The following is a 26,049-nucleotide window of genomic DNA, read 5'->3' on the forward strand; positions in this document are numbered from 1 at the left end:
GAGACGGCGATCGTGCTCGACCCTTCGGGCCTCCGCGCGTTCGCCCTCTCGACACCGGCGCACCCCGTCGGCTCCCACGCGGCCGGTGTCGTCGGCCCGGTACAGGCTGGTGGGCCGTGGCCCGGCGTTGCGGCCTACCTTTGCGATATGTCTCGGAATATTCGTTATGTACCCCGGGCCCTCAGTCTGGCCGCCTCCGTGGCGCTCGGCGAGCTGCGCCAGGACCCGGCGCGGGCGGCGCTGCTTGCCGTGCGGCTGGTGCCGGGACGTGCGCGGCGCGGGTTGCGGCCGTTCGAACGGCGGTTGGCCGGGCGTGCTCTGGCCGCCGGGCCGGCCGCGGCGCCCGCGGCCGTGCGGGTGCCCGCGCCCACTGGGCGGTCGTTCTCTCCCGTGCCGGGCCGGGTGCTCCATCTGGTCACCAACGGGCTGCCGTTCCGGCACGCCGGCTACACCGTGCGCACGCAGAAGCTCGCCGAGGCCCAGCTGTCGGCCGGCCTCGACCCGCATGTCGTGACCCGGATCGGCTTCCCGGTGACCCAGGGGATGCTGGACGCCCGCCCGTCACAGTGCGTGAACGGCGTCCCGCAGCACCGGCTGCTGCCGCTGCGGCTGCCGTACGGGCAGGCCGCGCTGCTGGCCCGCAACGCCGAGCTGGCCGCCCGGCTGGTGGAGCGGCTGCGGCCCGCGGTGCTGCATGCCGCGTCGGACCACGGCAACGGGCGCGTGGCGCTCGCCCTGCGGGAGACGTACGGGCTGCCGGTGGTCTACGAGGTGCGGGGGTTCCTGGAGGAGACGTGGCTGACGCAGGCGCCGGGCCGCAGCCGGGACGACGAGACGTACCGGACGCGACGCGCCCTGGAGACGACCTGCATGCGCGAGGCCGACCTGGTGCTGACGCTGGGTGAGGCGATGAAGGCCGAGATCGTGGACCGCGGAGTGCCCGAGGAGCGGGTCCTGATCGCACCCAACGCCGTCGACGACGACTTCCTGGCCCCACCGCCGGACGGGGCACCCGTGCGCGCCCGGCTCGGCATCGCGCCGGACGAGTTCGTCGTGGGCACGGTCAGCAGCCTCACCCCGCTCGAGGGCATCGGCACATTGCTCCATGCGGGTGAAGAGCTGATCCGGCGTGGAGTCCCGCTGCGGCTGTTGATCGTCGGCGACGGGCCGGAGCGCCCCGCGCTGGAGCAACTGGCCGCCCGGCTGGGCCTCGCCGACGGAGCCGTTCTGTTCACCGGCCGGGTGCCGCACGCCCAAGTGCGGGAATTCCACGCGGTGTTGGATGTGTTCGCGGTGCCGCGCACCGACGAGCGCGTCTGCCATCTGGTGACTCCGCTCAAGCCGGTCGAGGCGATGGCGAGCGGTGTTCCGGTGGCCGCGAGCGACGTCACCGCACTGCGAGAACTGGTCGAACCGGAGGTGAACGGAAGGCTAATCAAGCCTGAATCACCATATTCCTGGGCTGATGAGATCGAAATACTCCTTTACAGTCGAAAACGGCGCACTGAGTGGGGAGCAGCCGCCCGCGCGACGGTCGCGCGTGACCGCACCTGGAAGCAGGTCGCCGCCACAACCCGTGAGGCGTACCGCGCTCTAGGCAGCCTTGATGCGAAGCCTTGACGCAAGGCCTTGATGCGGGGTGAGTCCCATGCAGGTCGAACAGACCGGACCGCTCGGGGAAGAGAGCGAACCGCTCGGGGAAGCAGAACGGCCCGATCACGTGGATCTGGCGGTGATCGGGCTCGGCTACGTCGGACTGCCGCTTGCGCGTGAGGCGGCGTCGGTCGGACTGAGAGTCGTCGGGCTGGACCGCGACCTCCGGGTCGTGGAAGCGCTCAACACCGGGCACTCCCATGTCGACGACGTCTCCGACGAGGACGTCCGCCGGATGCGAGCGGCCGGGTTCAGCGCGTTCACGGACGAGGAATGTCTGGCCCGTGCGCAGAACGTGGTGATCTGTGTGCCGACGCCGCTCGGCAAGGACGGTGGGCCCGACCTGGCCGCGGTCACCTCCGCCGTGCGGACGGTGGCGGGCCGGCTGCGGCCCGGACAGCTGATCGTGCTGGAGTCGACCACCTATCCGGGAACCACCGAGGAGGTCGTACGGCCGCTCCTGGAGGAGTCCGGGCTGCGTGTCGGCGTCGACGTCGCGCTGGCGTTCTCGCCCGAGCGCATCGACCCCGGCAACACCGCGCACGGGCTGCGCACCACGCCGAAGGTGGTCGGCGGCTGCACGCCGTCCTGTGCGGCGCGCGCGGTCGCCTTCTACGGCAAGCTCGTCGACACCGTCGTCCAGGCGAAGGGCACCCGCGAGGCCGAGATGGCCAAGCTGCTGGAGAACACCTACCGGCATGTGAACATCGCCCTGGTCAACGAACTCGCCGTGATCAGCCACGAGTTGCATGTCGACCTGTGGGACGCGATCCGCTGCGCCGGCACGAAGCCGTTCGGCTTCCAGGCGTTCCGCCCCAGTCCCGGGGTCGGCGGACACTGCATCCCCATCGACCCCAACTACCTGTCGTACAAGGTGCGTTCCTCGCTCGGCTACGAGTTCCGTTTCGTGGAGCTCGCCCAGGAGATCAACCGGCGGATGCCGGAGTACGTGGTGCGCCGCGCCCAGGACCTCCTCAACACCGCCGGCCGTCCGCTGCACGGCTCCCGGGTGCTGCTGCTCGGCGTCACCTACAAGCCGGACGTGGCCGACCAGCGGGAGTCGCCGGCGCTGCCGGTGGCACGGCTGCTGCGGGAGCGGCAGGCCGAGGTCTGGTTCCACGACCCGCATGTGCGGGTGTGGTCCGTGGACGGGGCGAGCGTCCCGCGCGTGGACGACGTCATGGCGGCGGTGCGCGAGCACGACCTGACGATCCTGCTCCAGGACCACTCGGCCTACGACCTGCCGGCCCTGGGCGACACGGCCCGGATGCTGTTCGACACGCGGGGGCGGATCTTCCGGCCCGATGTCGAGGTGCTGTGACCGCCGCCTGATGCTCTCGCTGCCGTCCGCAGGTGGCCGTCGCTCTCGGGACCGTCGAAAGGTGCACTGATGCGGATACTCGTCGTCACCGTCGTCCACCACCCCGAGGACGCGCGGATCCTGCACCGGGAGATCGCCGCCCTGCGGCAGCGCGGCCACAAGGTCGTCTACGCGGCGCCGTTCGCGGCCCGGGAGATGACACCGCGACCGTACGTCGAGGGCGTGGACCTGCCCCGGGCCGCCGGCCGGGACCGCCGTGCGGCCCTGCGCGCGGCCCGCACGCTGCTCGCACAGCGGGGGCCCAGGGCGGATGTCGTCCTGCTGCACGACCCGGAGTTGCTGCTCACGCTGCCCGGCACCCTGCGCCGTTGGCGACGCGGCGGACGCGCCCCCGTCACCGTGTGGGACGTGCACGAGGACACGGCGGCGGCGCTGGTGATGAAACGCTGGGTGCCACGGCCGCTGCGGCCGCCGCTGCGACTGGCCGTACGGGCCGTGGAACGACTGGCGGAACGGCATCTGCGGCTGCTGCTCGCCGAGGACGCCTACCAGCAGCGCTTCCGCCACACCCACCCCGTCGTGGGGAACCTAGCGACGGTGCCGGCCGAGCCCCCAGAGCCGCCGGGCGACGACCGGGTCGTCTACCTCGGGCATCTGTCGCGGGCTCGCGGCGCTCTGGAGCTCATCGAAACGGCCCGGCTGCTGGGCCCCGACGTGCACGTCGAGGTGATCGGCGCGGCGGACCCCGAGGTGCGGGACGCACTCACCGAGGCCGACCGGGACGGCGTACTGCGCTGGCACGGCTACCTGCCCAACGACCGCGCCCTCGGCCTGCTCTCCGGCGCCCTGGCCGGCCTCTCCCTCCTGCACGACCAGCCCAACTACCGCCACTCACGGCCCACCAAGGTCGTGGAGTACATGGCCCACGGCGTCCCCGTCGTCACCACACCCACCCCCCTCGCGACCGACCTGGTCGAACGCTACGGTTGCGGCCTCGTCGTCCCCTACGGCGATCCCGCATCGGCGGCAGAGGCCGTACGACACCTGCGCACCGACCCTGACCTGCGCCTGCGCGCAGCCACGCAGGGGTGGGAGGCGGCGCTGTCGGACCTCAACTGGTCCGACCACGCCACCGAGTTCGTGATGTGCCTGGAGTCCTGGGTGAAGGAGGCGACCGCGCCCCCGACACCCGCCATGCGGTGACGGGACGAGCCTCCCGTCCCGGACCATGGCCGCCCGGAAGTCGGCCTTGCCCGTAGACACTGTCTACTCGATCATGGTAGACAGTGTCTATGTCCATGCCTGAGCAGGAATCCGATACGGGGCTGCGGGCCCGGCTGGTCGACGTCGGAGTGGAGCTGGTAACGCGGGAGGGCGTGCAGGCGCTCACTCTGCGGGAGATCGCCCGCCGGGCAGGCGTCTCGCACGGGGCGCCGCGCCGCTACTTCCCCACCCACCTGGAGCTGCTCTCGGCGATCGCCCGCCGCGGCTTCGGCGAGCTGACGGAGCGGGCTGCCGAGGCGGCGGCGAGCAGCGACGGTCCTGCGCCGGCACGAGAGCAGCTGACCGCACTGGGCCGCGTCTACCTGGAGTTCGCGCTCGGCAACCCCGGCATGTACGAGCTGATGTTCCGTCATGATCTGCTGGAGAGCGGCCACTTGGGGCTGCGGGACACCAGCCTCCCCCTCTTCGGCCGACTCGTGGATCTCGTCGGCCAGGTGCGCCCCGACGCCGACTCCCGTCTCGTCGCGGGGGCGCTGTGGGCCAACCTGCACGGCATCGCCCAGCTGTGGGGCTGGGGCAGCCTCCAACTCGCCACGGGCGCCGACGGCTTCGTACCTATGCTGCGGTCGGCCCTGGAAGCCCACCTCGGGGCGGAGAGCGAGTGAACCCGCGTCTCACCCTCGCGAGCAGCATCGTCGGAGCCGTGATCGTCGCGCTCGACGGCACCGTCCTGACCGTCGCCCAGCCCGCCCTGCAACGCGACCTGGGCGCCTCCTTCGCACAGGTCCAGTGGACCAGCACCGGCTATCTCATCGCGGTGGCAAGCCTGTTGGTGTTCGCCGGTCGGCTCGGCGACCGGTACGGGCACCACCGGCTCTTCGGCATCGGGATGCTCGGTTTCGGGGCCGCGTCGGCCGGTATCGCGCTGGCGCCCGGCGTCGGATGGGTGATCGGGCTGCGGGTCGTGCAGGGCGTGTTCGGGGCGTTGCTTCAGCCGGCCACGCTGGGGATGCTGCGGGCCGCGTTCCCGCCCGACCGGCTGCGGACGCCGATCGCCGTGCGGACGGCCGCGATCGGGGTGGCGGCCGCTGCCGGGCCGGTGGTGGGCGGTGCGCTGGTGGCGGGGCCGGGCTGGCGGGCGGTGTTCCTGCTGAACGTCGCGCCCGCCCTCGTCCTCGGCGTGCTCGCCCTCGCCGTCCGTCGTCCCCCGCGCACCACCTCCCCCGCCCGGCTCGACCTGCCCGGCGCCCTCCTGCTCGCGGTGACCCTGGCCTGCCTGGTCCACGCCCTCGTCGCGCTGCCGGGATGGGGCTGGACCGCCGCCACCGCCGCGGTCACGGGTGCCCTCTTCGTCCGGCACGAGCGCCGCGCCCCGAGCCCGCTGCTGCCTCCGGACGTCATCGGGTCGACTGCGGTCGGCTCGGCGCTCGGCATGCTGGTCGCCGCGTCGGCGGCGCTGAACGGCGCGCTGTTCGTCGGCACGTTCCTGTTGCAGGACACGCTCGGCATGGACGCGTTCCGCAGCGCCCTGGTCAGCCTGCCGCTCGCCCTGGTGATGGTCCTCGCGGCGGCCATCTGCGCGGTGCTGCTGCGCCGGGCCGGGTCCCGCCGTACGACCATGGCCGCGATGGCGCTGCTCGCGCTCGGGATCCTCGTACTCTCCCGCACGGGCGCCACTCCCGCTCTGTGCGCCGGGTTCGCCCTGGTGGGGGCCGGGTTCGGCACGGTGATGGTGGCGGCGACCCATGTCGTCGTACGCGAGGCGGCCGTCGAGTCGGCCGGTGTGGCGGGCGGGCTGCAGCAGACCGCGATGAACGTCGGACCGGTGCTGGGCGTGGCCGCTGCGACCGCTCTGATGGGGTCCGGCGACGGCCCTGAGCTGCCGCTGAGCCTCCTCGCCGCCCTCGCCCTGGCCGGTGCGGCGCTGGGACGGGGGCTGCCGGGGGTGCAGGGGGTGCAGGGCGCGACGATCGACGATCATGGTCAATCGCGGGACCGTACACGCGTTCCTGCGCGACGATGAGTCTGAGGCCGTTCCGGCGGGGTATGCCGGACCGCACCTCGTCGTTCGTATTCGGAGGAGAGCGATGGCACTGCTGAGACAAGAGGTCGACCCGGGTGAGGTCGGGCTGGACGCGAAGGCGCTGGACCGCCTCGACCAGTACTTCGCCCACTACGTCGACGAGGGGCGGATACCCGGCTACCTGGTGGCCGTCGCCCGCCGCGGACGCGTCGCCCACCTCACCACGCACGGCCACCGGGACATCGCGGCCGGCCTCCCCGTCGAGGCGGACACGCTGTGGCGGATCTACTCCATGACCAAACCGGTCACCTCGGTCGCCGCGCTGCTGCTGGTCGAGGAGGGCAGGCTGTCGCTCGACGACCCGGTCGGCCGCCATCTGCCCGCCTTCGCCGAGCCCCGGGTGTACGTGAGCGGATCCGGCACCGACACGGTGACCCGGCCGGCCGGCGGGCCGCTGACCGTCCGGCATCTGATGACCCACACCGCCGGGCTGACCTTCGCCTTCTACCGCACGCATCCCGTCGACGCCCTCTACCGCGACGCCAACCTGGATTCGGCGGTGCTGCCCGGCTCCGACCTGGCCGGGACGGTCGACGTGTACGCGAGCCTGCCCCTGCAGTTCGAGCCGGGGACGCAGTGGAACTACTCGGTCGCCTCCAACGTCCTGGGCCGGGTCATCGAGGTGGTGTCCGGGCAGCCGCTCGACGAGTTCTTCGCCGAGCGGATCTTCCGGCCGCTCGGGATGACCGACGCGGGGTTCTGCGTGAGCGGCGAACAGGCCGACAGGCTCTCCGAGTTGTACGGCGAGACCGAGCAAGGCGGCATCGAGCCGATCCCCGGCCTCCCGCTGCACGGCCGGCCCCGCTTCCTGTCCGGCAGCGGCGGCATGGCGGCGTCCGCGCACGACGTCCACCGCTTCATGGAACTGCTGCGCCGCCGCGGCGAACTGGACGGCACCCGTCTGCTGAGCCCCGAGACCGTGGACCTGATGACGTCCAACCACCTCCCGGGCGGCGCCGACCTGCGGTCCTTCGGCAGCCGCCCCGCCCATGACGAGCCCGGCAACGACGGCCTCGGCTTCGGCCTCGGCGTCTCCGTGGTGATCGACCCGACTCGCACGAGGGCGCCGGCCGGCCTCGGCACGTATGGCTGGAGCGGCGTGGCGACCACCACGTTCTGGGTCGACCCGGGCCACGATCTGACGGTGCAGTTCATGACCCAGGTGCGGCCGAAGACCTCGCACACGATGTTCCAGGACCTCAAGCGCCTTGTACACGAGGCCGTCACGGCGGACTGAGCCGCCGCGGGTCACCGGTCCACGCGCAGGGTGAACTCCACTCCTTCCAGGGCGAGTTCGCGCAGCCACTCCTCCGAGCGGGCCGCCGTCTCGGCGGCACGGTTCAGGCCCGTCGGCAGGGAGCCGTCCAGAATGTGCCGGACGCCGAGAGCGAGGGGGCGCGAGACGCAGCGGGCCATGGCGCTCTCCTCCGCGTCCCCCACGAGGTCCAGCAGGTAACTGCCGGACCAGCTCTGCCCGCCCCCGCCGCGCACATCGAGCGACACCGCGAGAACGACCCGGTCCCGGTCGGCGTCCGTGGTGGGGTAGGCCGCCGCCAACTCCCCTGCCAGGGCCGCGATCCGGGCGTCGTCACCCGCCTTCAGCTCCTCGAAGACGGCGTCCCAGGCCTGCAGCCAGCCCTCCAGGCGCAGGGTGCCCCGCACGAAGGTCTGTGCTTTCCACGCGGGCGGCAGTCCGTACTGCTCGACGAACGGAACGCTGTCGCGGTTGGGGTAGACCTCGAACGCCTCCCCGTCGACGACGTGCCGCCGCGTCACCTCCCACGGCCGCTCGGCGACGGTCTCGGCACCGTCCTTGAGGTAACGGGCCGGTGCGCGCAGGGCGTTGAGAACCCCGGCGGGCGCCCAGCTGAAGCGGTACCTGAAGTCGTTCGGGACGGCGGGGACACCGCCGCAGTACGAGGTGAGGCTGTACGAGGCGGCCGTGTCGTCACCGACGGCCGCCCGGGCGCGGCCGACCAGGCAGTGGGCGAAGAGGTGGTCGATGCCCGGGTCGAGGCCGGCCTCGGTGAGGACGACGAGCCCGGCCGCCTCGGCCGCGGGCACCTGTTCGAGGACGGCGTCCGACACATAGCTGGAGCAGGCGAAGTGGGCCTGCTCCTGGATGCAGGCCGCCAGCAGCCCGGCGTGCTCGGGCGCCGGCAGCATCGATACGACCACGTCGCCCGGCGCCAGTTCGGCCGTGAGCGCGGGGAGCGTGTACGCGCGGGGCTCGGCGCGTCCGGTGAGGCCCAGCCTCTTCAGGGCGTCGGCGGCGCGGTCCGTGGTGCGGTGCCACAGCCGTACGCGGTCGCCCGTGTCGCACAGCCGGGCCAGACCGCTGCCGGTGGACAGACCGGCGCCGACCCAGTGGACGGTGCCGCTCGCGGGCACCCGTGCGGAGCTGTCAGCCATGGCGGTACTCCCCTTCTGCGTCTTCGATGCCGAGTTCACGGCCCGCCTGGTGGTACCGGTCCCGACAGCGCCCCCAGGGCCCGCCCGTCTCGAAGTCCAGCAACTGGGGCAGCAGCGCCGCCGAGAAGTCGGTGCTGGACTCGCGGGGCAGCAGGGAGGGCAGGTTGTCGATGGCGATCAGATCGAGCGGGGGGTCCTTGCGCAGCCGGCGCACCGGGTCGGCCCAGTCGGTGGTGCGGTCGTAGATCGGCAGGACGTTCAGGGGGAGCCGACATCGACGGTGACGTCGCAGAGGGTGCGCAGCCGGCGCGCGGGGTCGTCGAGGTCCTGCTCGCGCAGGAAGGGCGGGATCGGGGTGGTGGCGAGGACCGCGTTGACCAGCACGTCGTGCGCGAGCAGGGCCGGGCGGTCCAGGTCGCGGGTCTCGGCGAGGTCCCAGGGCGTGGCCGCCTCGACGCCGGCGGTCATCAGCGCGAGGCGTGCGCCCCGGCCGCTGCGGCCCAGGGCACCGATCACGAGCGCGGTGAACTCCGCGTCATGGGAGGCCGGTTGCAGGGTCGCGTCCAGCTCGTCCTTCGACGTCGGGGTGAGCGGCGCGACGAGCTTCCCGCGGTGCTGGAGGACGGCGAGGGCGGCACCGAGATAGCCGGCCCAGAAGCCGAAGGCGGCCAGGCGACGGCCGTCGTCGTCCACCAGGTACTCCAGGTCGAGCAGGACGCCGCCGCCCCGGGCGAACCGGCGGAGCAGGTCCTCGGCGCCGGGCTGCTGCTTGTAGGCGTGACCGAAGTAGATGTGCCGGTGGGTGAGCTCGCCGGGCCGGTCCGGGAGTTCCTTCAGCCCGATGACCACGGCCTGATCGGGCGCCGACACCCAGGAGCCCGCGGGCGCCACCCGGCAGCCGGCCGCCGCGTACTCCTCGACGGGAAAGATCCGCTGCGGGGACTCCTCGACCGTCAGCGTCACCCCGCTCCCGACGAGCCGGCGTGCGTCGGCCGGCACGATCGGAGTGCGTCGCTCGGTGGAACGGACCTCGTGGCGCAGCCACAGCTGGAGATCGGTCATACGCGGTTGGCCTCCGGGCGCGGGGCGTCGGCCATGAACCGGCCGGCGCTCAAGGGGCTGACGTCCACGAAGGGTACGCGGCCGAGGTACAGGTCACGGATGACCTCGCCGACGGCCGGTCCCTGCAGAAAGCCATGGCCGGAGAAGCCGGTCGCGTACAGGAAACGGGATACGGAAGGCGCCTCACCGATCAGCGCGTTGTGGTCCGGCGTGACCTCGTACAGGCCCGCCCAGCCTCCCGTGCGGCGCAGGTCGAGCAGGGCGGGGGCGCGGTGCTCCATGGCCTCGGTCAGGCGGGGGATCCAGCGGTCGTGGGTGTCGGTGGCGAAGCCGGGGCGCTCGTCGGGGTCGGACATGCCGAGGAGGAGGCCGGGGCCCTCGGTGTGGAAGTAGAGGCTGGTGGTGAAGTCGATCGTCATGGGCAGCTGGGGCGGCAGTCCGGCGGCCGGTTCGGTGACCGCGACCTGGCGGCGCAGCGGCACCACGGGCAGGTCCACGCCGACCATCGCCCCGATCGTGCGCGACCAGGGGCCGGCCGCGCAGATCACCGTGTCGGTGGCGATGCGTGCGAGGGTCGTCGTCACGGCGGTGATCCGGTCGCCGTGCAGTTCGATGCCGGTGACGTCGTTGTGGCGTAAGAGCCGCGCCCCGTACTCGCGGGCCGCGGACGCGTAGCCGTGGACGACGGACTCGGGGGTGCAGTGGCCGTCGTCCGGCGAGAACGCGGCCGCCAGCAGTCCGTCGGTGGTGATCAGGGGGGACAGCCGCTGCGCCTCGGCGGGGTCGATCATGCGGCTCGGCACGCCGAGGGCGTTCTGCAGCCGGACGCCCGCCTCGAAGCCGGCGACCTCCTCCGGCGTGGAGAGCAGGAACAGATAGCCGACCCGGTGCAGCCCGATGTCGTGCCCGGTCTCGTCCTCGAACCGGCCGAACGCCTCCAGGCTGCGTGCCCCGAGCTGGATGTTGAGCTCGTCGGAGAACTGCGCCCGCACGCCCCCGGCCGCCTTGGAGGTGGACCCGGACGCCAGTTCGTCCCGCTCGACAAGGACGACGTCCCGGATCCCCGCACGGGCGACGTGGTAGGCGATGCTGGTCCCCATCACACCGCCGCCGATGACGACGACGCTCGCATGCATGTTCACGGGCCCACCTTCCTGGAAGTCGCCGGTCGTTCCCTCTTCCTGTCCGGATGGGCCTCGCGGCAATCAGGACAGGTGCGCGACCGCGTCCAGATGGGGCAGGTGGTGGTCGAGGCGCTCACGCTTGGTGCGCAGGTAGGTGATGTTGTTCTCGCACGGCGGGATCAGCAGCGGGACCTGCTCGGCGACCTCGATGCCGTGCTGCAGCAACGCGTCGCGCTTGCGCGGGTTGTTGGACATGAGGCGGACGCTGTTCACGCCCAGGTCGTGCAGGATCCCGGCGGCGACGCCGTAGTCGCGGGCGTCCACGGGCAGGCCGAGCGCGAGGTTGGCCTCGACGGTGTCCAGGCCCTCCGCCTGCAGGGCCATCGCCCGCAGCTTGGCGAGCAGACCGATGCCGCGGCCCTCGTGGCCCCGCAGGTAGACGACGATGCCACTGCCCTCGGCGACCACCGCGCGCAGTGCGGAGGCCAGCTGGTCGCCGCATTCGCAGTGCTGGGATCCGAAGGCGTCTCCGGTCAGGCACTCGGAGTGCAGTCGGGTGAGGACGTTCTCCGCGCCTATCTCGCCGTAGACCAGGGCCACTTGCTCGTCACCGCGCTCGTGGTCGAGGTAGCCGATCGCACGGAATTCCCCGTACACGGTGGGCAAGGGGGCATTCACCACCCGTTCCACGCCGGAACGCTGCGTACGCTGTGCGGACTTCTTGCCGAGGACGCCAATTTTATCTGTCATGATTCTTCAGTTCCTAAGCAGAGACGAAAGGCCGGAAAAGATGAGTGATTCGCAGACGTTGCCGGCGGCACACTCGCTGGTGCCGGCGGACACCACCGAGGACGTACGGACGCGGGGCGCGGGTGTCTCACGACAGGTCGCGGTCCTGCCCGTCGGAAGCTTCGAGCAGCACGGGGCGTACCTTCCGCTGGCGACCGACACGCTCGTGGCCTGCGCCATTGCGCGCGAGATCGCCGCCGTACATCCGGTGCACCTCCTTCCGCCGGTGACGATCTCCTGCTCGCACGAACACGCGGCCTGGCCGGGGACCGTCAGCATCTCCTCCGTGACCCTTCATGCGGTGATACGGGACATAGCGGCTTCGCTCCGCCGGTCCGGCGTCGACGCTCTGGTGCTGGTCAACGGGCACGGCGGAAACTACGTACTGGGCAATGTCGTTCAGGAGTCCTCCGCGCACGGTGAGCGAATGGCGCTGTTCCCGGCCCCGGAGGACTGGGAGGCGGCGCGGGAGCGGGCGGGGGTGGAGACCTCGTTGCTCACCGACATGCACGCGGGGGAAATTGAGACCTCCATCCTTCTGCACACTCATCCCGAATTGATCCGACCCGGTTATGAGACTTCCGATTTCGTGGCGGACGACCGCCGTCAGCTACTCACCCTCGGTATGTCCGCCTATACCGATTCGGGTGTCATAGGCCGCCCTTCGCTGGGTTCCGCGGAAAAGGGGAAGCGCCTGCTGGCGAGCCTCGCGGATTCCTTCGGCGCGTATGTGTCACTGCTGACCTCCGCGGACGATTCCGTACGGGACACGGGAGACGCACGAAAATAGCGGCTGGGCTCGGGGTCCGCTACGGCTGCGGCGGACCCGGAGCCCGCGCGCAGGCCGGTGTACCAGCGGGCGACGAGGACGAGGACGCCGGGCAGGGCGGCCACGAAGCTGAGGACGCCGTACACAACGGCGACGGCCAGTCCGGTGTCGGCGCCGAGCCCGGCGGCGCCGAACGCCCAGGCGGTGGCGCCCTCGCGAGGCCCGAACCCGCCGACGTTCAGGGGCACGCCCATCGCGAGCAGGGCCAGGACGGCGAGCGGCAGCAGAGCGGCGACGGAGGCGTCGGAGCCTGCGATCCTCGCGGCGAGCACGAACATCGCGATGTGGCCGGCGAGAACGACGACGGAGGACACGGCGACGCCCGGACCGTTGCGGCGGGACAGCAGGGCCTCGCGGGCCTCGCCGAGCGTCGTGCGCACGGCCGTCGACTTGGTCCGGTCACGGCGGGACGGCGCACGGTTCATGCGCAGCGCGGCCACGACGGCCAGCGCGCCCACGGCGGCGAACAGGATGAGCGGCGTCAGGTCGCGTGCCTCGTTCAGCACGGGGGACGGCATGGTCAGCAGCACGCCGGCGCCGACGACGGCGAGGACGACCTGGCCGGCCGTCCGTTCGAGCACGACCGCACGGACACCGCGGCCCATGTCACCGGCGCTCCGCCCGTGCCGCACCGCCCGGTGCACATCGCCGAGGACGCCGCCCGGGAGGGCGGCGTTGAGGAACAGGGCGCGGTAGTAGTCGGCGACGGCCGGCCCGAGCGGCAGCCGGATCCGCAGTCCGCGTGCCACCAACTGCCAGCGCCACGCGCTGAACGCGGTGGTGACGAGCCCGATCCCGAGCGCGGCGACCAGCGTCGTCGCGTCGATCCGCCGCAGCCCGTCGAGGAAGACGCCGGTACCGAGCCGCCAGAACAGCGCGACGAGGATGGCGACGCCGACGACCGTGCCCAGGTGGGTGCGGACAGCGGGGGTGTTGAGACGGGCCAGGCGGGTGCGCGGGCGGGGTCGGCCCGGCTGTTCCGCGGGCTGGGTGCCGAGTCGGCTGGCAGGGGCGGCTTCCGGGGCCACGACCGCCCCGTTCACGGCCAGGGCCTTCCGTCGCCGTTCTCGCGCCTTGGCGCCGGGTCGCGTGACGCGCGCCCCCGCCACCGTCTCCACGCTCATGACGCTCCGCCCGCCGGTCGCACCAGTGCCAGCAGGTCGCTGTGGTGGACCACGACGTGCAACTCGCCCGCCTGGCAGGCGGCCAGGCGGTCCTGCAGATAGCGGTCGGCACGCTCGCGCAGTTCGGGACGCTGCTCGACCGCGGCGCCGACCCAGCCCCGCAGCCACTGGGCGGTGAGCGCGGACTCGTCGGGGCCGAGCCGCCAGGGGCTCGGGTGCACCTGGACGGTCGCGCCGTGCTCGGAGAAGGCCTCCGCCGCGGCGGTCACCGCGTCCGGGCCCAGCATCCCCGAGCGCCGCTGGTGGGCGTTGAACGCCTCGGCAATCTCCTGGTCCAGCGGGTCGGACGGGCTGAGTTCGACGCGGCCGGCGACGGAGAGCGTCAGCAGCGCCGGGCAGCCCGCGCCCGCACATGCGGCGGCGAGGGTGCCGACCTCCTCGCGGGTGAGGACGTCGAGCAGTGCGGAGGCGGTCACCAGCGAGGCGCCGGCGAGCGCGTCCGGGGTGAGGCGGCCGATGTCGCCACGGCGTGTCTCGACGCTGACGCGGCTGCCGTCCGCGGAGGAGCGCGGGGAGGCCACGGCGGCGAAGTGCAGGAGGTAGGGGTCGCGGTCGTGCAGGACCCAGTGCTGGGCGCCGTCCAGGTGGGGCGCCAGCCAGCGGCCCATGGAGCCGGTGCCGCACCCCACGTCGTGAATCACCAGTCCGGCCCGTCCGGGCAGGTTGGCGAGCCGGATCCGCAGCGGGTCGAGCAGGTCGTGCGCCCGCGCGGTGGCGTCGGCGCCTTCGCGCAGCTCCAGCCACTCGGGGGCGTAACGGGGCGGGTCGTCCGCCCCGGCGTCCCTGAGCCGTACGGTCGCCCGCTCGCCTGGACCGAGGCTGGGCCCGGCCCCGAGGATCACGGCGTCCGCGTCGGCCGCCGCCGGTACGGATACGCCGCCCGTGGCGCCCTCCGCCGAAACGATCCCGCTCTGCGGTGCGGGATCGCGCGGTCCCGGCTGGGCCGGAATCGCCCCTTCGCTCCGTGCCGTTGCCGTGTCCCTCATGCGACCCTCCGGGGTTCGTTCGGCAGTCGGCCCAGTACCGAGGCCAGGCTGCGGGCCGTGCCGGCCCAGCCGTTCAGGGCTGCCCGGCGTCCCCGAGCAGCCGCCTTCAGCCGGCGTCGTACGTCCGCCTCGCCGAACCAGCCGCGCAGCTCGGCGGCGATCGCGGCAGGGTTCTCCGGCGGGACGAGGATGCCGGGGACACCGCCGTCGGGGGCCCGGCCGACCGCCTCCGGCAGTCCGCCGACGTCCGTCGCGAGCACCGGGATGCCGCGCCCGAGGGCCTCCGTCACCGCCATGCCGTACGTCTCGGCGTAGGAGGTGAGCACCATCAGGTCGGCGGCGTTGTAGCTGGCGTCGAGTTCGGCGCCGGACTGCGGGCCCGCAAGGACCAGCCGGTCCTGAAGCCCGTGCTTCGCTATCAGGGACCGCAGTTCGGCCACGTACTCGGGGTCCTGGTTCAGCGGGCCCACGCAGACGCAGCTCCACGGCAGGTCGGTCACCGACGCCAGGGCCTCGACCAGCCGGTGCTGCCCCTTGCGAGGTGTCACGGCGGCCACGCACAGCAGGCGGGACACGCCGTCGGTGCCGGACGCCAGCGGCGCGATGTCGGCGCCGGGGGCGGCGACATGGACCCGGTCGGGCGCGAGGCCGTGGTGGGAGACGATGCGGCGGACGGCCCAGTCACTGGTGGCGATCACGGCGGGAACGGCCCGCAGCACCGTGCGTTCCCGGGCATCCAGCTCCGCGGCGACGGTGGGCTCCAGTCCCGTCTCGTCGCCGAGCGGCAGATGGACGAGGACCGCGAGGTTCAGCCGCTCCGCCTCCGGGACGATGATCTCGGGCACCCCGCAGGCGACCAGCCCGTCCAGCAGGACGGCGGTCCCGTCGGGGAACTCCCGTAGTGTGCGGGCGAGTTCGGCGCGGGCCGCCGCCCCGGGGATTGGCCAGCTGCCGTCCAGCGCGTGCTTGTGCACCTGCCAGCCGAAGCCGGGCAGATCCAGACTCACCCGCCGGTCATAGGCGTTGCCGCCGCTCGGCGCGGACGCGTCGTCGACGCCGCCCGGCATCACGAAGTGCACGGAGCGCAGGGACATGGGGATGATCTCGGCGTTCTTCAGGGCGGAGTGCTGCACGGGCACATAGCCGAGCGCCACGTTCTCCGACTTCTCCGGAGCCTTCTCCACGGCGACGGCCTTCTCCAGGGTCACGTCGGTCACAGCGCACGCTCGTAACTCGCCCATGCGACATGCGACTCGTGCAGGGTGACGGTGAGACCCGCGAGGCCCTTGGCGCCCTCGCCCAGCGCACCCTTCTCGATCCGCTCGGCGAGCCGGTCGGCGATGACCTTGGCCAGGAACTCGGTGGAGGTGTTGATCCCGGCGAAGTCGGGTTCGTTGTCGAGGTTTCTGTAGTTCAGCTCACCTACGACGGCACCCAGTTCCCGGGTGGCCAGTCCGATGTCGACGACGATGTTGTCGTCGTCCAGCTGCTCGCGCCGGAATGTGGCGTCCACCAGGAACGTCGCTCCATGCAGGCGCTGCGCGGGCCCGAACACGTCGCCGCGGAAGCTGTGGGCGATCATGATGTGATCGCGGACGGTGATGCTGAACAACGGACGACCCTCCAGGTGCGGTGCGCTCCTCATCCCCCGCCGATCGGCTGCCGGGGATGCCGTGTAGTACGGCTCTTCGCTTCCCGTTGTTCAGCCGTCTCTCACTCTTTTCTCAGGTCAGGCGCTCTTGTCGTCCCTGATTGAACGAGTCCGTCAGCAGGTGTCCGGGTCCTGTCAGGGCGTGTCCGCGTACCTGACCCGATGACAGAGCGCTGAAATCTCCCCGGAAGCGAGCTTCGGCATCACCTCGGGCAGCTCCTCGAAAGCGCTCTCCCCCGTGACGAGCGCATCGAGAGCCGGGTCGGCGAGCAGGTCGAGGGCGAGGGCGAGCCGGTCGGCGTACGTACGGCAGGCGCTGCGGGCCGGGGAGACGGTGCCTACCTGGCTGCTGCGGATGACGAGCCGCCGGGAGTGGAAGGCCTCGCCGAGCGGCAGGGCGACCCTCCGGTCGCCGTACCAGCTGAGTTCGACGACGGTGCCCTCGGGGCGGAGCAGTTCGAGCGACCGGGCGAGGCCCTGCTCGGTGGCGCTGGCGTGGACGACCAGGTCGCGGTCGCCGAGTGCCTCGTCGGGCGTGGCGAAGGCGACACCGAGGGCTGCGGCGACCTCGGCCCGGCGCGGATCGGCGTCGACCAACTGGAGCCGTACACCCGGGAAGCGGGCCAGCAGGGCGGCCACCGACAGGCCGACCATGCCACCGCCGACCACGGCGATCCGGTCGCCGACCAGGGGCGCGGCGTCCCAGAGCGCGTTGACGGCGGTCTCGACGGTGCCGGCGAGGACGGCCCGCGCGGCGGGCACGGTGTCCGGTACGACGGTGACGGCGCTCGCGGGGACGACGTACCGCGTCTGATGCGGGTACAGGCAGAAGACAGTACGGCCGACCAGTGCTGTCGGCCCCTCCTCGACCATCCCGACGCTGAGATAGCCGTACTTCACCGGGGCGGGGAAATCGCCCTCCTGGAACGGCGCCCGCATGGCCGCGTGCTGGCTCTGCGGGACCCCGCCCCGGAACACGAGTGTCTCCGTGCCACGGCTGACTCCGGAGTACAGCGACCGCACCAGCACATCGCCCTCGCCCGGCTCCGGAAGGGCGACCTCCCGGATCTCTCCCTCACCCGGAGAGGTGACCCAGAACGCACGTGCGGCGCGGTTCATCGGAATCCTCCTGAACGATCTGCGAGCTGTTCACGTACCGAGGTGTGCACAGGTCGCGCACAGTACGCGGCCTTGATCGACTCTGTCATCTGGCCGGAGGAATGTGCGGTGGCCCTGAACAACACTTACGACGCGAGGCTGGTCCAGCAGGAGACCGCTGTGGGAGCGGGCGTGCAGATCCTGTTGCTGGCCCTGCTCGGTTCGGCGATCGGCATGGGGCCGGCGGGCTGGCTGACCGGCCTCGTCTTCGCCGTCGCCACCTGGGCGCTGCTCTCGCTGGCCCTGCACCGATCCGGGCTGCGCTCCTTCGGCCCGGCGAACCGGGTCACCCTCGGCCGCGCGACGCTGGTGGGCGGTGTCACGGCGCTGGTCGCGGACTCCTTCCAGAGTTCGCCGCCGGTGACGTTGTTCGTCGGCCTGACGGCGGTCGCCCTGATCCTCGACGGCGTGGACGGCAAGGTGGCCCGCCGTACGGGCACGTCGACCGCCCTGGGCGCACGCTTCGACATGGAGGTGGACGCGTTCCTGATCCTGGTGCTGAGCGTGTACGTCTCGATGTCGGTGGGTCCCTGGGTGCTCCTCATCGGCGCCATGCGCTACGGCTTCGTCGCCGCCGCCCGCGTCTGGCCATGGCTGAACGCCGCGCTCCCGCCGAGCACTGCCCGCAAGACGGTCGCCGCGTTGCAAGGTGTGTTCCTGCTCATGGCCGCGTCCGGCCTCTTCCCGTACCTGGCGACGTTCGCGGTCACCGGGACGGCGCTGGCGGCGCTGGTCTGGTCGTTCGGCCGGGACATCCTGTGGCTGTACCGGAACCGGCCGTCGCGCGTGCGGCGGGCGCCGGTTGCGGAGGTACGGGAGCTGGTGGCGTCCTGACGGGTCGTTCTCCGGGCGGCACCGGGTACGCCGTGGACGGCAGTCAGCCGTCGAGCGGCATCCGGTACACCGACGATTCCCTCGCCGCGAACCCCAGCCGTTCGTACAGCCTGTTCGCCGAGGCCCGGTCCGGCCGCGAGGTGAGATCGACGGTCCGCGCCCCGGACTCCCGGGCGAGCCTCACGGCCTCACGCATCAGCAGCCCCGCGACTCCGTGACCGCGCGCGGCCCCGTCGACGACCACGTCCTCGATCCGGGCGCGCAGTCCGGAAGGTACGGGAATCCGTACGAGGGTCAGGGTGCCGACGATCTCGCCGTCCGCCCGAGCGACGAGGACGGTGTTCGTGCCGCACCTCACGATGCGGTCGATGGCCGCGAGGTCGAGGGGCTCGGCACTCCGGGACAGCTGCGGCAGCAGCCGGGCGAAGCCGGCCACGAGTTCCGCGCTCGACTCCCGGGCGATCTCCACCTGAACATCCATGCCGGGGACCTTACCGGCGCGGCAGCACCCCGATCGCCGCCACCGGTACGGCCGCCAGCACCAGCCACGGCACGACGGCGGGCAGGCCGGTGTCCAGGAGACTTCCCGTGGCCGAGCTGCCGAGCAGGACGATCAGGCCGGAGACCGAGGACAACGCGCCGGTGTAGAGGCCGAGTCGGCCCTCTTCCGCGAGGTCGGGGACCCAGGCGCGGGCGACCGGGGCGACGAGCATCTGGCCGAGGGTGAGCAGGACGACGAAACCGGCCGCGGGCAACAGACCCGCCGTGCCGGTCCACTCGGCGGGCCGGGCCACCGCCACGACCGCGAACCCCGCCGCGATCAGCAGCAGTCCGGCGACCATGGACCGGCGCAGGGTGAGCCGCTCTCCCACCCACCGGGTGACGGGCAGCTGGGCGACCACCACCAGCAGCGAGGACAGGGCGAACAGCCAGGCCAGCGCGGCCTGGGAGCCGGTGGCGCGCTCCACCTCGTCGGGGAGGGCGAGATAGAGCTGGTTGTAGGCGAGCAGGTAGGCGCCGTAGGCGCAGCACAGCGCGAGGAAGCGGCGGTTGCGCAGCAGCTTCCCCATGCCGCCGCGCAGCCTTACACCCCCTCGCCCGGGTATGTGCTGCGGCAGCAGCCACGCGTGCCCGGCGAGGACGAGGACGAAGATGCCGGCGCCGGCGAGGCAGACCGTACGGAAGTCCACCGACAGCAGCAGCGCGCCAAGGAGCGGCCCGACGAACGCGCCCGCCTGTCCGGCCACCGTCAGCAGCGCGAGGACGCGGGTGCGGGAGCCGCCGCCCGACTCCTCCCACACCACCGCCTGCCGGGCGACCTCGGACTCCACGGCGGGCGAGAACAGCGCGGCAGCGAAGCCGATCAGCAGCACGGCACCGATGACCGCCCACGTCTGCCGCGCGTACCCGAGCCAGGCGAACCCGGTGATCCGCAGCGCACAGCCCGTGAGCACGACGGGCCGGATGCCGTACCGGTCGGCCAGCGCCCCGCCCACCACGAACAGCCCCTGCTGGCTGAACGTCCGCAGCCCCAGCACGAACCCGACCATCCAGCCCGCCATGCCGACGGCCTGTCCCAGATGCTCGGCGAGGAAGGGCAGGACGGCGAAGAAGCCGATGTTGAAGGCGAGTTGGGTGAGGATGAGGAGGCGGAGAAGAGGGGAGAGCCGGTGACGGTCCGGCGCCCTGCGCAGGCCGCGCGACAGCAGCGAGGTCATCCGGTCCTCACCAACTCCTTGACGGGTGACTGCTGTTCGGGCACGGGCAGGGCAGGCTCGCCCCTGTCTCTTCGCCGCCGCCCGCCCCGCAGACCTCCGGCCGCCGTCACCGCCAGCGCACCCAGCAGGGCGAGTACGGCGGCGGGGGCGAGGACCGCCCAGGGGGCGCGCTCGGCGTAGGGCTGGTTCTCGGCGAGGAGCAGGCCCCACTCCGGGGAGGGCGGCTGGGCGCCGAGGCCGAGGAAGGCCAGCGAGGCGAGTGCGAGGGCGATACCGGGCAGGCGCAGCAGGGCGTGGCGGGTGACGGGCGGCACGACGGAAGGGAGCAGTTCGTGGCGCAGCAGGTACCAGGGGCCGGCGCCCAGGGCGCGGGTGGCGGTGAGGTGGAGGGCGGCGCGTTCCTGCCGTAGCAGCGCCGAGGTGTGGGCGGCCAGCGGGGCCCAGGCCACGGCGGCCACGGCGAGCGCGGGCGTGGCGGTTCCGCTGCCGACGACCGCGGTGACGAGCAGCGCGACCAGGACCGGCGGCAGCGCGGTGACGGTGTCGACCAGCGGGCCGGACAGCCGGGGCAGCAGGCCGAGCGTCACTCCGGTGAGCAGGGTGACGGCGGTGATCGCGCCGGCGAGCAGCAGCGTGTCGAGGGCGCCGTGGGCGACGCGGGCGAGGATGTCCCTGCCGAGGGCGTCGGTGCCGAACGGGTGCCCCGACGAAGGGGCCGCGAGTCGCTCGGCGGTGTCGAGGGCCAGTGGGTCACGGGGCAGGCCGAGGGCGACGACGGCGACGAGCAGAGCACCGTATGCGAACGGCAGGAACCTGCGTGCGGGCAGAGTCGGCCGGTGCAGGGACGGCAGCGCGCCGTCGCGCAGGGCCGGGCCGATCAGCAGCAGGGCGAGGACGTGGGCCACCCCGGCGGCGGCCGCGGCGAGCAGGACGAGGGCGAGCGTGCCGGCCTGGAGGACGGGCAGGTCCTGGGCGAGGGCGGCCTGGAGGGTGGTGCGGCCGAGGCCGGGGATGTCGAAGATCTGCTCGACGGTGACCGCGCCCCCGGTCAGGCCCACGACGAACAGGCCGGTGTTGGGCAGCAGTCCGGGCAGGCAGCGGCGCAGGGCCTGGCGGACGACGGTGCGGCCGGGGAGCCCGCGCGCGGTGGCGGCCAGGGCCCAGGGCTCGGCGAAGGCGCCGGGCAGCAGGTCGTCGAGGAGCCGGCCGAGCACGGCGCCGGCGGGCAGACCGAGGGCGAGTGCGGGGAGGATCGTCCACTGGGGGCCGTACCAGCCGAGGGCGGGCAGCCAGCCCAACTGCACCCCGACGACGGTCGCGAGGACGGACGCGGTGAGGAACTCGGGCAGCGCGGCGAGGACGGCGGAGCCGCTTCCTCCGGACCGCCCGTCGAGCCGCCGGTGTGCGCCGAGCCACAGGGTGCGGGCGCAGATCAGAGCGGCGGTGACGGCGGCGACCACGAGGGCCACCGCCATCAGCAGCAGGGACACGCCGAGGGCTTGGAGCACGGCGGGTGTGACCTCGCTGCCGGAGATCCACGACCGGCCGGCGTCCCCGTGCCACAGCCCGCCCAGCCAGTCACCGAGGAGCCGGAACGGACCCGCGTCCAGGCCGAGCTGGGTGCGGATGTCCGCAAGCACCTCGGGCGTGGGGTCGCGGTCCGCCGAGCGGGCCTTCAGCACGGTGAGCGCCGGGTCGGTGCGCGACAGCCACGGCAGGACGCCGATGGCGCACACCAGGGCCGCCGCGATCCCCGCACGCCACAGGAGCGTGCCTGCCTGGCGCGGCACGGATCAGCGCCGGGTGCCGATGCCGACGAGAGTGCGCTCGTACGGGTCGAGGAGCTCGCCCCGTACATCGGTGCCGACGCCGGTGATGATGCGCTGGTGGACCAGCGGTACGACGGCGTCGGTGCCGAGGATCTCGGCCTCGGCCGTCATGGCCGCGTCCTGCCGCTCGGCGGTGTCGGTGATGTCCGCGGCCTCGGCCACGGCCCGGTCGACGTCCTTGTCGCAGAGCAGGGCCAGGTTGTAACTGCCGTCGCACGTGTAGTCGCTGGCGAGGACACCGACGGGGTCGCCGGTGTCGACCAGGCTGTTGCGGGCGCCGACGAACGCGTCGAACTTGCCGTCCAGCGCGTCGCTCTCCAGCCGCGAGTACTCGCGCACCTCCAGGGTGACCTCGAACCCTGCCTTCTCCAGCTGCTGCTTCAGCACCTGGGCGACTTCCGGGAGTTCGGGCCGGTTGTCGTAGGTGGCGAGGGTGATCCGGGTCCTGTCGGGCTTGCCCGCCTTCGCCCGCCCGACCGGCTCGGTCCGCTTGCCGGCGGCCCAGGTGACGGCGGGCCCGTAGATGCCTGCGCCGGCGTCGGCGTAGCCCTCGTAGACGCCCTTGGCGAACGCCGAGGTGTCGACGGCCTGCCGGGCGGCGGCCCGCAGGGCGGCGTCCTTGAAGGGGCCCTTCTTCGTGTTGAGGAACAGGCTCGTGGTGCGGGTGGTGGCGGTCACCTCGCGGCTGGCCTTGTCCAGGGTGGCGGCCTGCGCGACGGGGATCGCCTCGGCGAGGTCGACCTGGCCGGTGCGCAGGGCGCTCGCGCGGGCGGTGCCGTCGGCGACGAACTTGACGTCGATGCCGGTGGCCTGGGCTCGGCCGCCCCAGTAGTCGTCGTAGCGGTCGAGGGTGGCGGCCGTGGAGCCGAGCACCTTGGTGAGCTCGAAGGGCCCGGTGGCATGGCCGACCGGGTCGACCTCGGTCTGACTGTCCTTGTTGCCGTAGGCCTTGCCGGAGAGGACGGCGAGGGAGGGGCCGGCCAGACGCAGTGGCAGGACGGGGTCGGGGGCCTGGGTGGTGATCCGTACGCCCTTGCTGCCCTCGGCCTTCGCGGTGAGGGTGACGCCGGAGAGGGCGGCGGGGACCGGCTTGGCCTGCGCTGCATGGGTGAGGGCGGCGGCGACCGTGGCCGGGGTGACCGCGGAGCCGTCCTGGAAGGTGGCCTCGCGCAGGGTGAACAGCCAGGTGCGGTCGTTCTCCTGGCGCCAGGAGGCGGCGAGGGCGGGGGCGGCGGCGCCGTTGGCGTCCAGCGCGGTCAGGCCCTCGGTGACGCCGAGGCGGCTGAGGAGGGTGGCGTCGGCGCCGTACGGCGACAGGTTCTCGGCGGGCGGGAAGGCGAGCGCGACTCGCAGGCGGGATCCGTCCTGGGCGTCGCTCGCGGCGTCGGAACCGCCACCGGAGGCGAAGCAGCCGGCGAGGACCGGGGCCAGTACGAGGGCGAGGAGCGGGCGGGTTCGGCGTCGCACGGTCTATCGCTCCATCGGTATCTCGAAGTGGACGACGCCGTTCCCGCCGTCCGTGTCCTCACGCTCGTCATGCACGACCTTGCCGAGCGAGCGCCAGAACCCCTCGGCGCCCGGCACCTTCGGGTCGGTGTGCAGATACACCGCGCGGTAGCCGCCGTCCGCCGCCGCGAAGGCGAGCAACTCGTCGACGAGCCGCCGGGCCAGGCCGCGCCTGCGGTGCTCGGCCCGGACGTAGACACGGCGCAGCTGCGCGGTCTCGCCGGAGGGGTAGCGCTCGGCGACCTCGCGCGCGTTCGGCGGGTGGGCCGGGCCGCGCGAGTCGAGCGCGGCGGTGGCGACGACACTCCCGTCGCGCGGGTCGAGCGCGACGAGGAGGGTATGGCGGGGCGGGGCGAGGTAGGCGCCGGCCGGGTCGATGATGTCCGCGTGCCAACGAGGCACATAGCCGGTACCGAAGTCGTGGTAGACGGTGTCGAGCATCAGGGCTCGCGCACCGTCGAGGTCGTCCGGGCTTGCCGCCCTGATGCTGTAGTCGTGCACTTGCACATCATATGCATCAAGCCCGAACGGCCTTTCCGCCGGCCTCGCCCCTGTCGCATAACCCCCTTACGGTTCCGACCGCTTCCGCCCCACCCGGACCCAGCCCACCTCGGCCGGCACCCCCTCTTAGTTTAGAGCGTGAGTTAAGCCTCGGAAGGCAGACGCGTCAAGGGCTTTGACGCACTCTCAGAACTTCGGCCGCAGCCCTTGACTCACACGTTCCACAGTTGAACCATTCAGCGGCAAGAGAGCGCTCCCCGCACGTCACGACGTTCACTTCCTGAACCAGGAGAGCCGCCTGATGCTTCCTTCCTCCCCGTCCTCCGGGCCGTCCTCGGTGGGCCGCCGGACCCTGATCGGCGCCGCGTTCGCCTCGGCACCGGCCGTGCTCGGACTGTCGACCGAGGCCTCCGCGCAGGCCCCCGGCCAGACCTCCGCGCAGGCTTCCGCCCAGGCTGCCGCGCGGACTTCGGCGTCCCCTTCGGCCCGGAAGAAGCCGCGTGCCCTACCGGGCGGCGGCGACCTCGGCCCGAACGTCCTCGTCTTCGACCCGTCGACTCCGGGCATCCAGGGCCGACTCGACGAGGTGTTCCGGCAGCAGGAGTCCGCGCAGTTCGGCACCGGCCGCTACGCCCTGCTCTTCAAGCCCGGCACCTACCACGGGCTCAACGCCCAACTCGGCTTCTACACCTCGATCGCGGGCCTGGGGCTGTCCCCCGACGACACCACCATCAACGGCGACGTCACCGTCGACGCCGGCTGGTTCAACGGCAACGCCACACAGAACTTCTGGCGTTCGGCGGAGAACCTGGCCCTGGTCCCGGTCAACGGCACCAACCGGTGGGCGGTCGCCCAGGCGGCCCCGTTCCGCCGTATGCACATCCGCGGCGGACTCAACCTCTCCCCCACCGGCTACGGCTGGGCGAGCGGCGGCTACATCGCGGACAGCCGCATCGACGGCCAGGTCGGGCCGTACTCGCAGCAGCAGTGGTACACCCGCGACAGCGCGATCGGCAGCTGGCTCAACGGCGTGTGGAACATGGTGTTCTCCGGCGTCGAGGGCGCCCCGGCGCAGAGCTTCCCCAACCCGCCGTACACCACGCTCGACACGACTCCCGTCTCCCGCGAGAAGCCGTTCCTGTACGTCCAGGGAAACGACTTCCGGGTCTTCCTGCCGGAAAAGCGCACGAATGCCCGCGGCGTCACCTGGGGCAACGGCACACCGAGAGGCACCTCGCTGCCGCTGACGCAGTTCTACGTCGCACGCCCCGGAGTCACGGCGGCCACGCTCAACGAAGCGCTCGCCCAGGGCCTGCACCTGCTGCTCACCCCGGGGATCTACCGCCTCGACCGGCCGATCCAGGTCAACCGGCCGAACACCGTCGTCCTCGGCCTCGGATACGCGACCCTCATCCCCGACAACGGCGCCACGGCCGTGCAGGTCGCCGACGTCGACGGAGTCCGGCTCGCCGGCTTCCTGGTCGACGCCGGCCCCGTCAACTCGGCGACCCTGGTGGAAGTCGGGCCGCGGGGCGCGTCCAGGGATCACTCCGCCAACCCGACCACGGTCCAGGACGTGTTCGTCCGCATCGGCGGGGCCGGCGCCGGCAAGGCCACCACCAGCATGGTGATCAACAGCCGGCACACGATCGTCGACCACACGTGGGTGTGGCGGGCCGACCACGGCGAGGGAGTCGGCTGGGAGACCAACCGCGCCGACTACGGCGTCGTGGTCAACGGCGACGACGTCCTGGCGACCGGCCTGTTCGTCGAGCACTTCAACAAGTACGACGTGCAGTGGTTCGGCCAGCGCGGCCGCACGGTCTTCTTCCAGAACGAGAAGGCATACGACGCCCCGGACCAGGCCGCCATCCAGAACGGCTCGATCAAGGGCTACGCCGCCTACAAGGTCGGCGACGGCGTGACCTCGCACGAGGGCTGGGGGCTGGGCAGCTACTGCTACTACAACGTCAACCCCTCGATCGTGCAGCACCACGGCTTCGCCGCCCCGTGCGGTCCGGGGTGCGCTTCCACAACCTGCTCGTGGTCTCGCTCGGTGGCAACGGGCAGTACGAGTGCGTCATCAACGACACCGGGGCGCCGACGTCGGGGACGTCGACGGTGCCTTCGACCGTGGTGTCGTATCCATGAGGTGAAGCAGGCCGGACGAGGGCCCCGTCCGTCG

Annotated in this window: 20 protein-coding genes and 3 pseudogenes; 9 read left to right on the forward strand and 14 right to left on the reverse strand. The window is 72.4% G+C overall.

Annotated elements, in window-relative coordinates:
- The first annotated feature begins 147 nt into the window (after positions 1-147).
- From OHO27_RS06400 to OHO27_RS06425, 6 genes are all read left to right on the forward strand, one after another.
- Entirely contained in the window at positions 148-1,620 is a 1,473-nt protein-coding gene (locus OHO27_RS06400; RefSeq protein WP_328421133.1) for a glycosyltransferase family 4 protein, read from the forward strand.
- Positions 1,621-1,648: 28 nt separating this feature from the next.
- The gene (locus tag OHO27_RS06405; protein ID WP_328421135.1) at positions 1,649-2,974 is read left to right on the forward strand and encodes a nucleotide sugar dehydrogenase; all 1,326 of its coding nucleotides are present in this window, start codon (positions 1,649-1,651) and stop codon (positions 2,972-2,974) included.
- A 69-nt stretch (positions 2,975-3,043) separates the two neighbouring features.
- On the forward strand, positions 3,044-4,177 hold the full coding sequence (locus OHO27_RS06410) for a glycosyltransferase (protein ID WP_328421137.1): 1,134 nt from the start codon (positions 3,044-3,046) through the stop codon (positions 4,175-4,177).
- 95 nt (positions 4,178-4,272) lie between these two features.
- Positions 4,273-4,863, forward strand: a complete 591-nt coding sequence (locus tag OHO27_RS06415) for a TetR/AcrR family transcriptional regulator (RefSeq protein ID WP_328421139.1) — start codon at positions 4,273-4,275, stop codon at positions 4,861-4,863.
- Positions 4,860-6,221 carry an MFS transporter gene (locus OHO27_RS06420; protein WP_328421141.1) on the forward strand — a complete coding sequence of 454 codons (1,362 nt, stop codon included), beginning with the start codon at positions 4,860-4,862 and terminating at the stop codon, positions 6,219-6,221. Before OHO27_RS06415 ends, OHO27_RS06420 begins: the two co-directional genes overlap by 4 nt.
- 64 nt (positions 6,222-6,285) lie before the next feature.
- Positions 6,286-7,518: a serine hydrolase domain-containing protein gene (locus tag OHO27_RS06425; protein WP_328421143.1), complete on the forward strand. Its 1,233-nt coding sequence runs from the start codon at positions 6,286-6,288 to the stop codon at positions 7,516-7,518.
- Between the two features lie 11 nt (positions 7,519-7,529).
- On the opposite strand, the gene OHO27_RS06430 is transcribed toward OHO27_RS06425, so the two are convergent.
- The 4 genes and pseudogenes from OHO27_RS06430 to ribA form a co-directional block, all read right to left on the reverse strand.
- Positions 7,530-8,693: a saccharopine dehydrogenase family protein gene (locus tag OHO27_RS06430; RefSeq protein WP_328421145.1), complete on the reverse strand. Its 1,164-nt coding sequence runs from the start codon at positions 8,691-8,693 to the stop codon at positions 7,530-7,532.
- Positions 8,686-9,755 (reverse strand): annotated as a pseudogene (locus tag OHO27_RS06435) (saccharopine dehydrogenase). Before OHO27_RS06435 ends, OHO27_RS06430 begins: the two are co-directional and overlap by 8 nt.
- Positions 9,752-10,891 carry an NAD(P)/FAD-dependent oxidoreductase gene (locus OHO27_RS06440; protein WP_328430367.1) on the reverse strand — a complete coding sequence of 380 codons (1,140 nt, stop codon included), beginning with the start codon at positions 10,889-10,891 and terminating at the stop codon, positions 9,752-9,754. Before OHO27_RS06440 ends, OHO27_RS06435 begins: the two are co-directional and overlap by 4 nt.
- A gap of 69 nt (positions 10,892-10,960) precedes the next feature.
- Positions 10,961-11,629 carry a GTP cyclohydrolase II gene (gene ribA, locus OHO27_RS06445; protein WP_328421147.1) on the reverse strand — a complete coding sequence of 223 codons (669 nt, stop codon included), beginning with the start codon at positions 11,627-11,629 and terminating at the stop codon, positions 10,961-10,963.
- A gap of 40 nt (positions 11,630-11,669) precedes the next feature.
- Here ribA and OHO27_RS06450 point away from each other — a divergent pair, with 40 nt between their 5' ends.
- Positions 11,670-12,458, forward strand: a complete 789-nt coding sequence (locus OHO27_RS06450) for a creatininase family protein (protein ID WP_328421149.1) — start codon at positions 11,670-11,672, stop codon at positions 12,456-12,458.
- Positions 12,459-12,604: 146 nt separating this feature from the next.
- Here the strand turns inward: OHO27_RS06450 and OHO27_RS06455 are convergent.
- The 5 genes and pseudogenes from OHO27_RS06455 to OHO27_RS06475 form a co-directional block, all read right to left on the reverse strand.
- Positions 12,605-13,621: pseudogene (locus OHO27_RS06455) on the reverse strand (lysylphosphatidylglycerol synthase transmembrane domain-containing protein); the annotation flags it as partial.
- Positions 13,618-14,667: a class I SAM-dependent methyltransferase gene (locus tag OHO27_RS06460; RefSeq protein ID WP_328421151.1), complete on the reverse strand. Its 1,050-nt coding sequence runs from the start codon at positions 14,665-14,667 to the stop codon at positions 13,618-13,620. The pseudogene OHO27_RS06455 and the gene OHO27_RS06460, both read right to left, overlap by 4 nt.
- Positions 14,664-15,884 carry a glycosyltransferase family 4 protein gene (locus OHO27_RS06465; RefSeq protein ID WP_328421153.1) on the reverse strand — a complete coding sequence of 407 codons (1,221 nt, stop codon included), beginning with the start codon at positions 15,882-15,884 and terminating at the stop codon, positions 14,664-14,666. Before OHO27_RS06465 ends, OHO27_RS06460 begins: the two co-directional genes overlap by 4 nt.
- The gene (locus OHO27_RS06470) at positions 15,881-16,279 is read right to left on the reverse strand and encodes a 6-pyruvoyl trahydropterin synthase family protein (protein WP_093747920.1); all 399 of its coding nucleotides are present in this window, start codon (positions 16,277-16,279) and stop codon (positions 15,881-15,883) included. Before OHO27_RS06470 ends, OHO27_RS06465 begins: the two co-directional genes overlap by 4 nt.
- Before the next feature lie 174 nt (positions 16,280-16,453).
- The gene (locus OHO27_RS06475; protein WP_328421155.1) at positions 16,454-17,437 is read right to left on the reverse strand and encodes a zinc-dependent alcohol dehydrogenase; all 984 of its coding nucleotides are present in this window, start codon (positions 17,435-17,437) and stop codon (positions 16,454-16,456) included.
- A gap of 108 nt (positions 17,438-17,545) precedes the next feature.
- On the opposite strand from OHO27_RS06475, the gene OHO27_RS06480 reads away from it, so the two are divergent.
- A complete protein-coding gene (locus OHO27_RS06480; protein WP_328430368.1) occupies positions 17,546-18,310 on the forward strand; it encodes a CDP-alcohol phosphatidyltransferase family protein in 765 nt (254 codons plus the stop codon).
- A 43-nt stretch (positions 18,311-18,353) separates the two neighbouring features.
- Here OHO27_RS06480 and OHO27_RS06485 read toward each other — a convergent pair whose 3' ends face one another.
- From OHO27_RS06485 to OHO27_RS06505, 5 genes are read right to left on the reverse strand one after another with little or no spacing between them, the layout of a single operon-like run.
- Positions 18,354-18,791 carry a GNAT family N-acetyltransferase gene (locus OHO27_RS06485; RefSeq protein WP_328421157.1) on the reverse strand — a complete coding sequence of 146 codons (438 nt, stop codon included), beginning with the start codon at positions 18,789-18,791 and terminating at the stop codon, positions 18,354-18,356.
- 10 nt (positions 18,792-18,801) lie between these two features.
- A complete protein-coding gene (locus OHO27_RS06490; RefSeq protein ID WP_328421159.1) occupies positions 18,802-20,028 on the reverse strand; it encodes an MDR family MFS transporter in 1,227 nt (408 codons plus the stop codon).
- On the reverse strand, positions 20,025-21,818 hold the full coding sequence (locus OHO27_RS06495) for an ABC transporter permease subunit (protein ID WP_328421161.1): 1,794 nt from the start codon (positions 21,816-21,818) through the stop codon (positions 20,025-20,027). Before OHO27_RS06495 ends, OHO27_RS06490 begins: the two co-directional genes overlap by 4 nt.
- Before the next feature lie 3 nt (positions 21,819-21,821).
- The gene (locus OHO27_RS06500) at positions 21,822-23,324 is read right to left on the reverse strand and encodes an ABC transporter substrate-binding protein (protein WP_328421163.1); all 1,503 of its coding nucleotides are present in this window, start codon (positions 23,322-23,324) and stop codon (positions 21,822-21,824) included.
- Between the two features lie 3 nt (positions 23,325-23,327).
- Positions 23,328-23,864 carry a GNAT family N-acetyltransferase gene (locus OHO27_RS06505; protein WP_328421165.1) on the reverse strand — a complete coding sequence of 179 codons (537 nt, stop codon included), beginning with the start codon at positions 23,862-23,864 and terminating at the stop codon, positions 23,328-23,330.
- Between the two features lie 301 nt (positions 23,865-24,165).
- Between OHO27_RS06505 and OHO27_RS06510 the strand changes: the two are divergent.
- Positions 24,166-26,015, forward strand: a pseudogene (locus OHO27_RS06510) (coagulation factor 5/8 type domain-containing protein).
- The last annotated feature ends 34 nt before the right edge of the window (positions 26,016-26,049 follow it).

Source organism: Streptomyces sp. NBC_00443 (assembly GCF_036014175.1).
GTDB lineage: Bacteria > Actinomycetota > Actinomycetes > Streptomycetales > Streptomycetaceae > Streptomyces.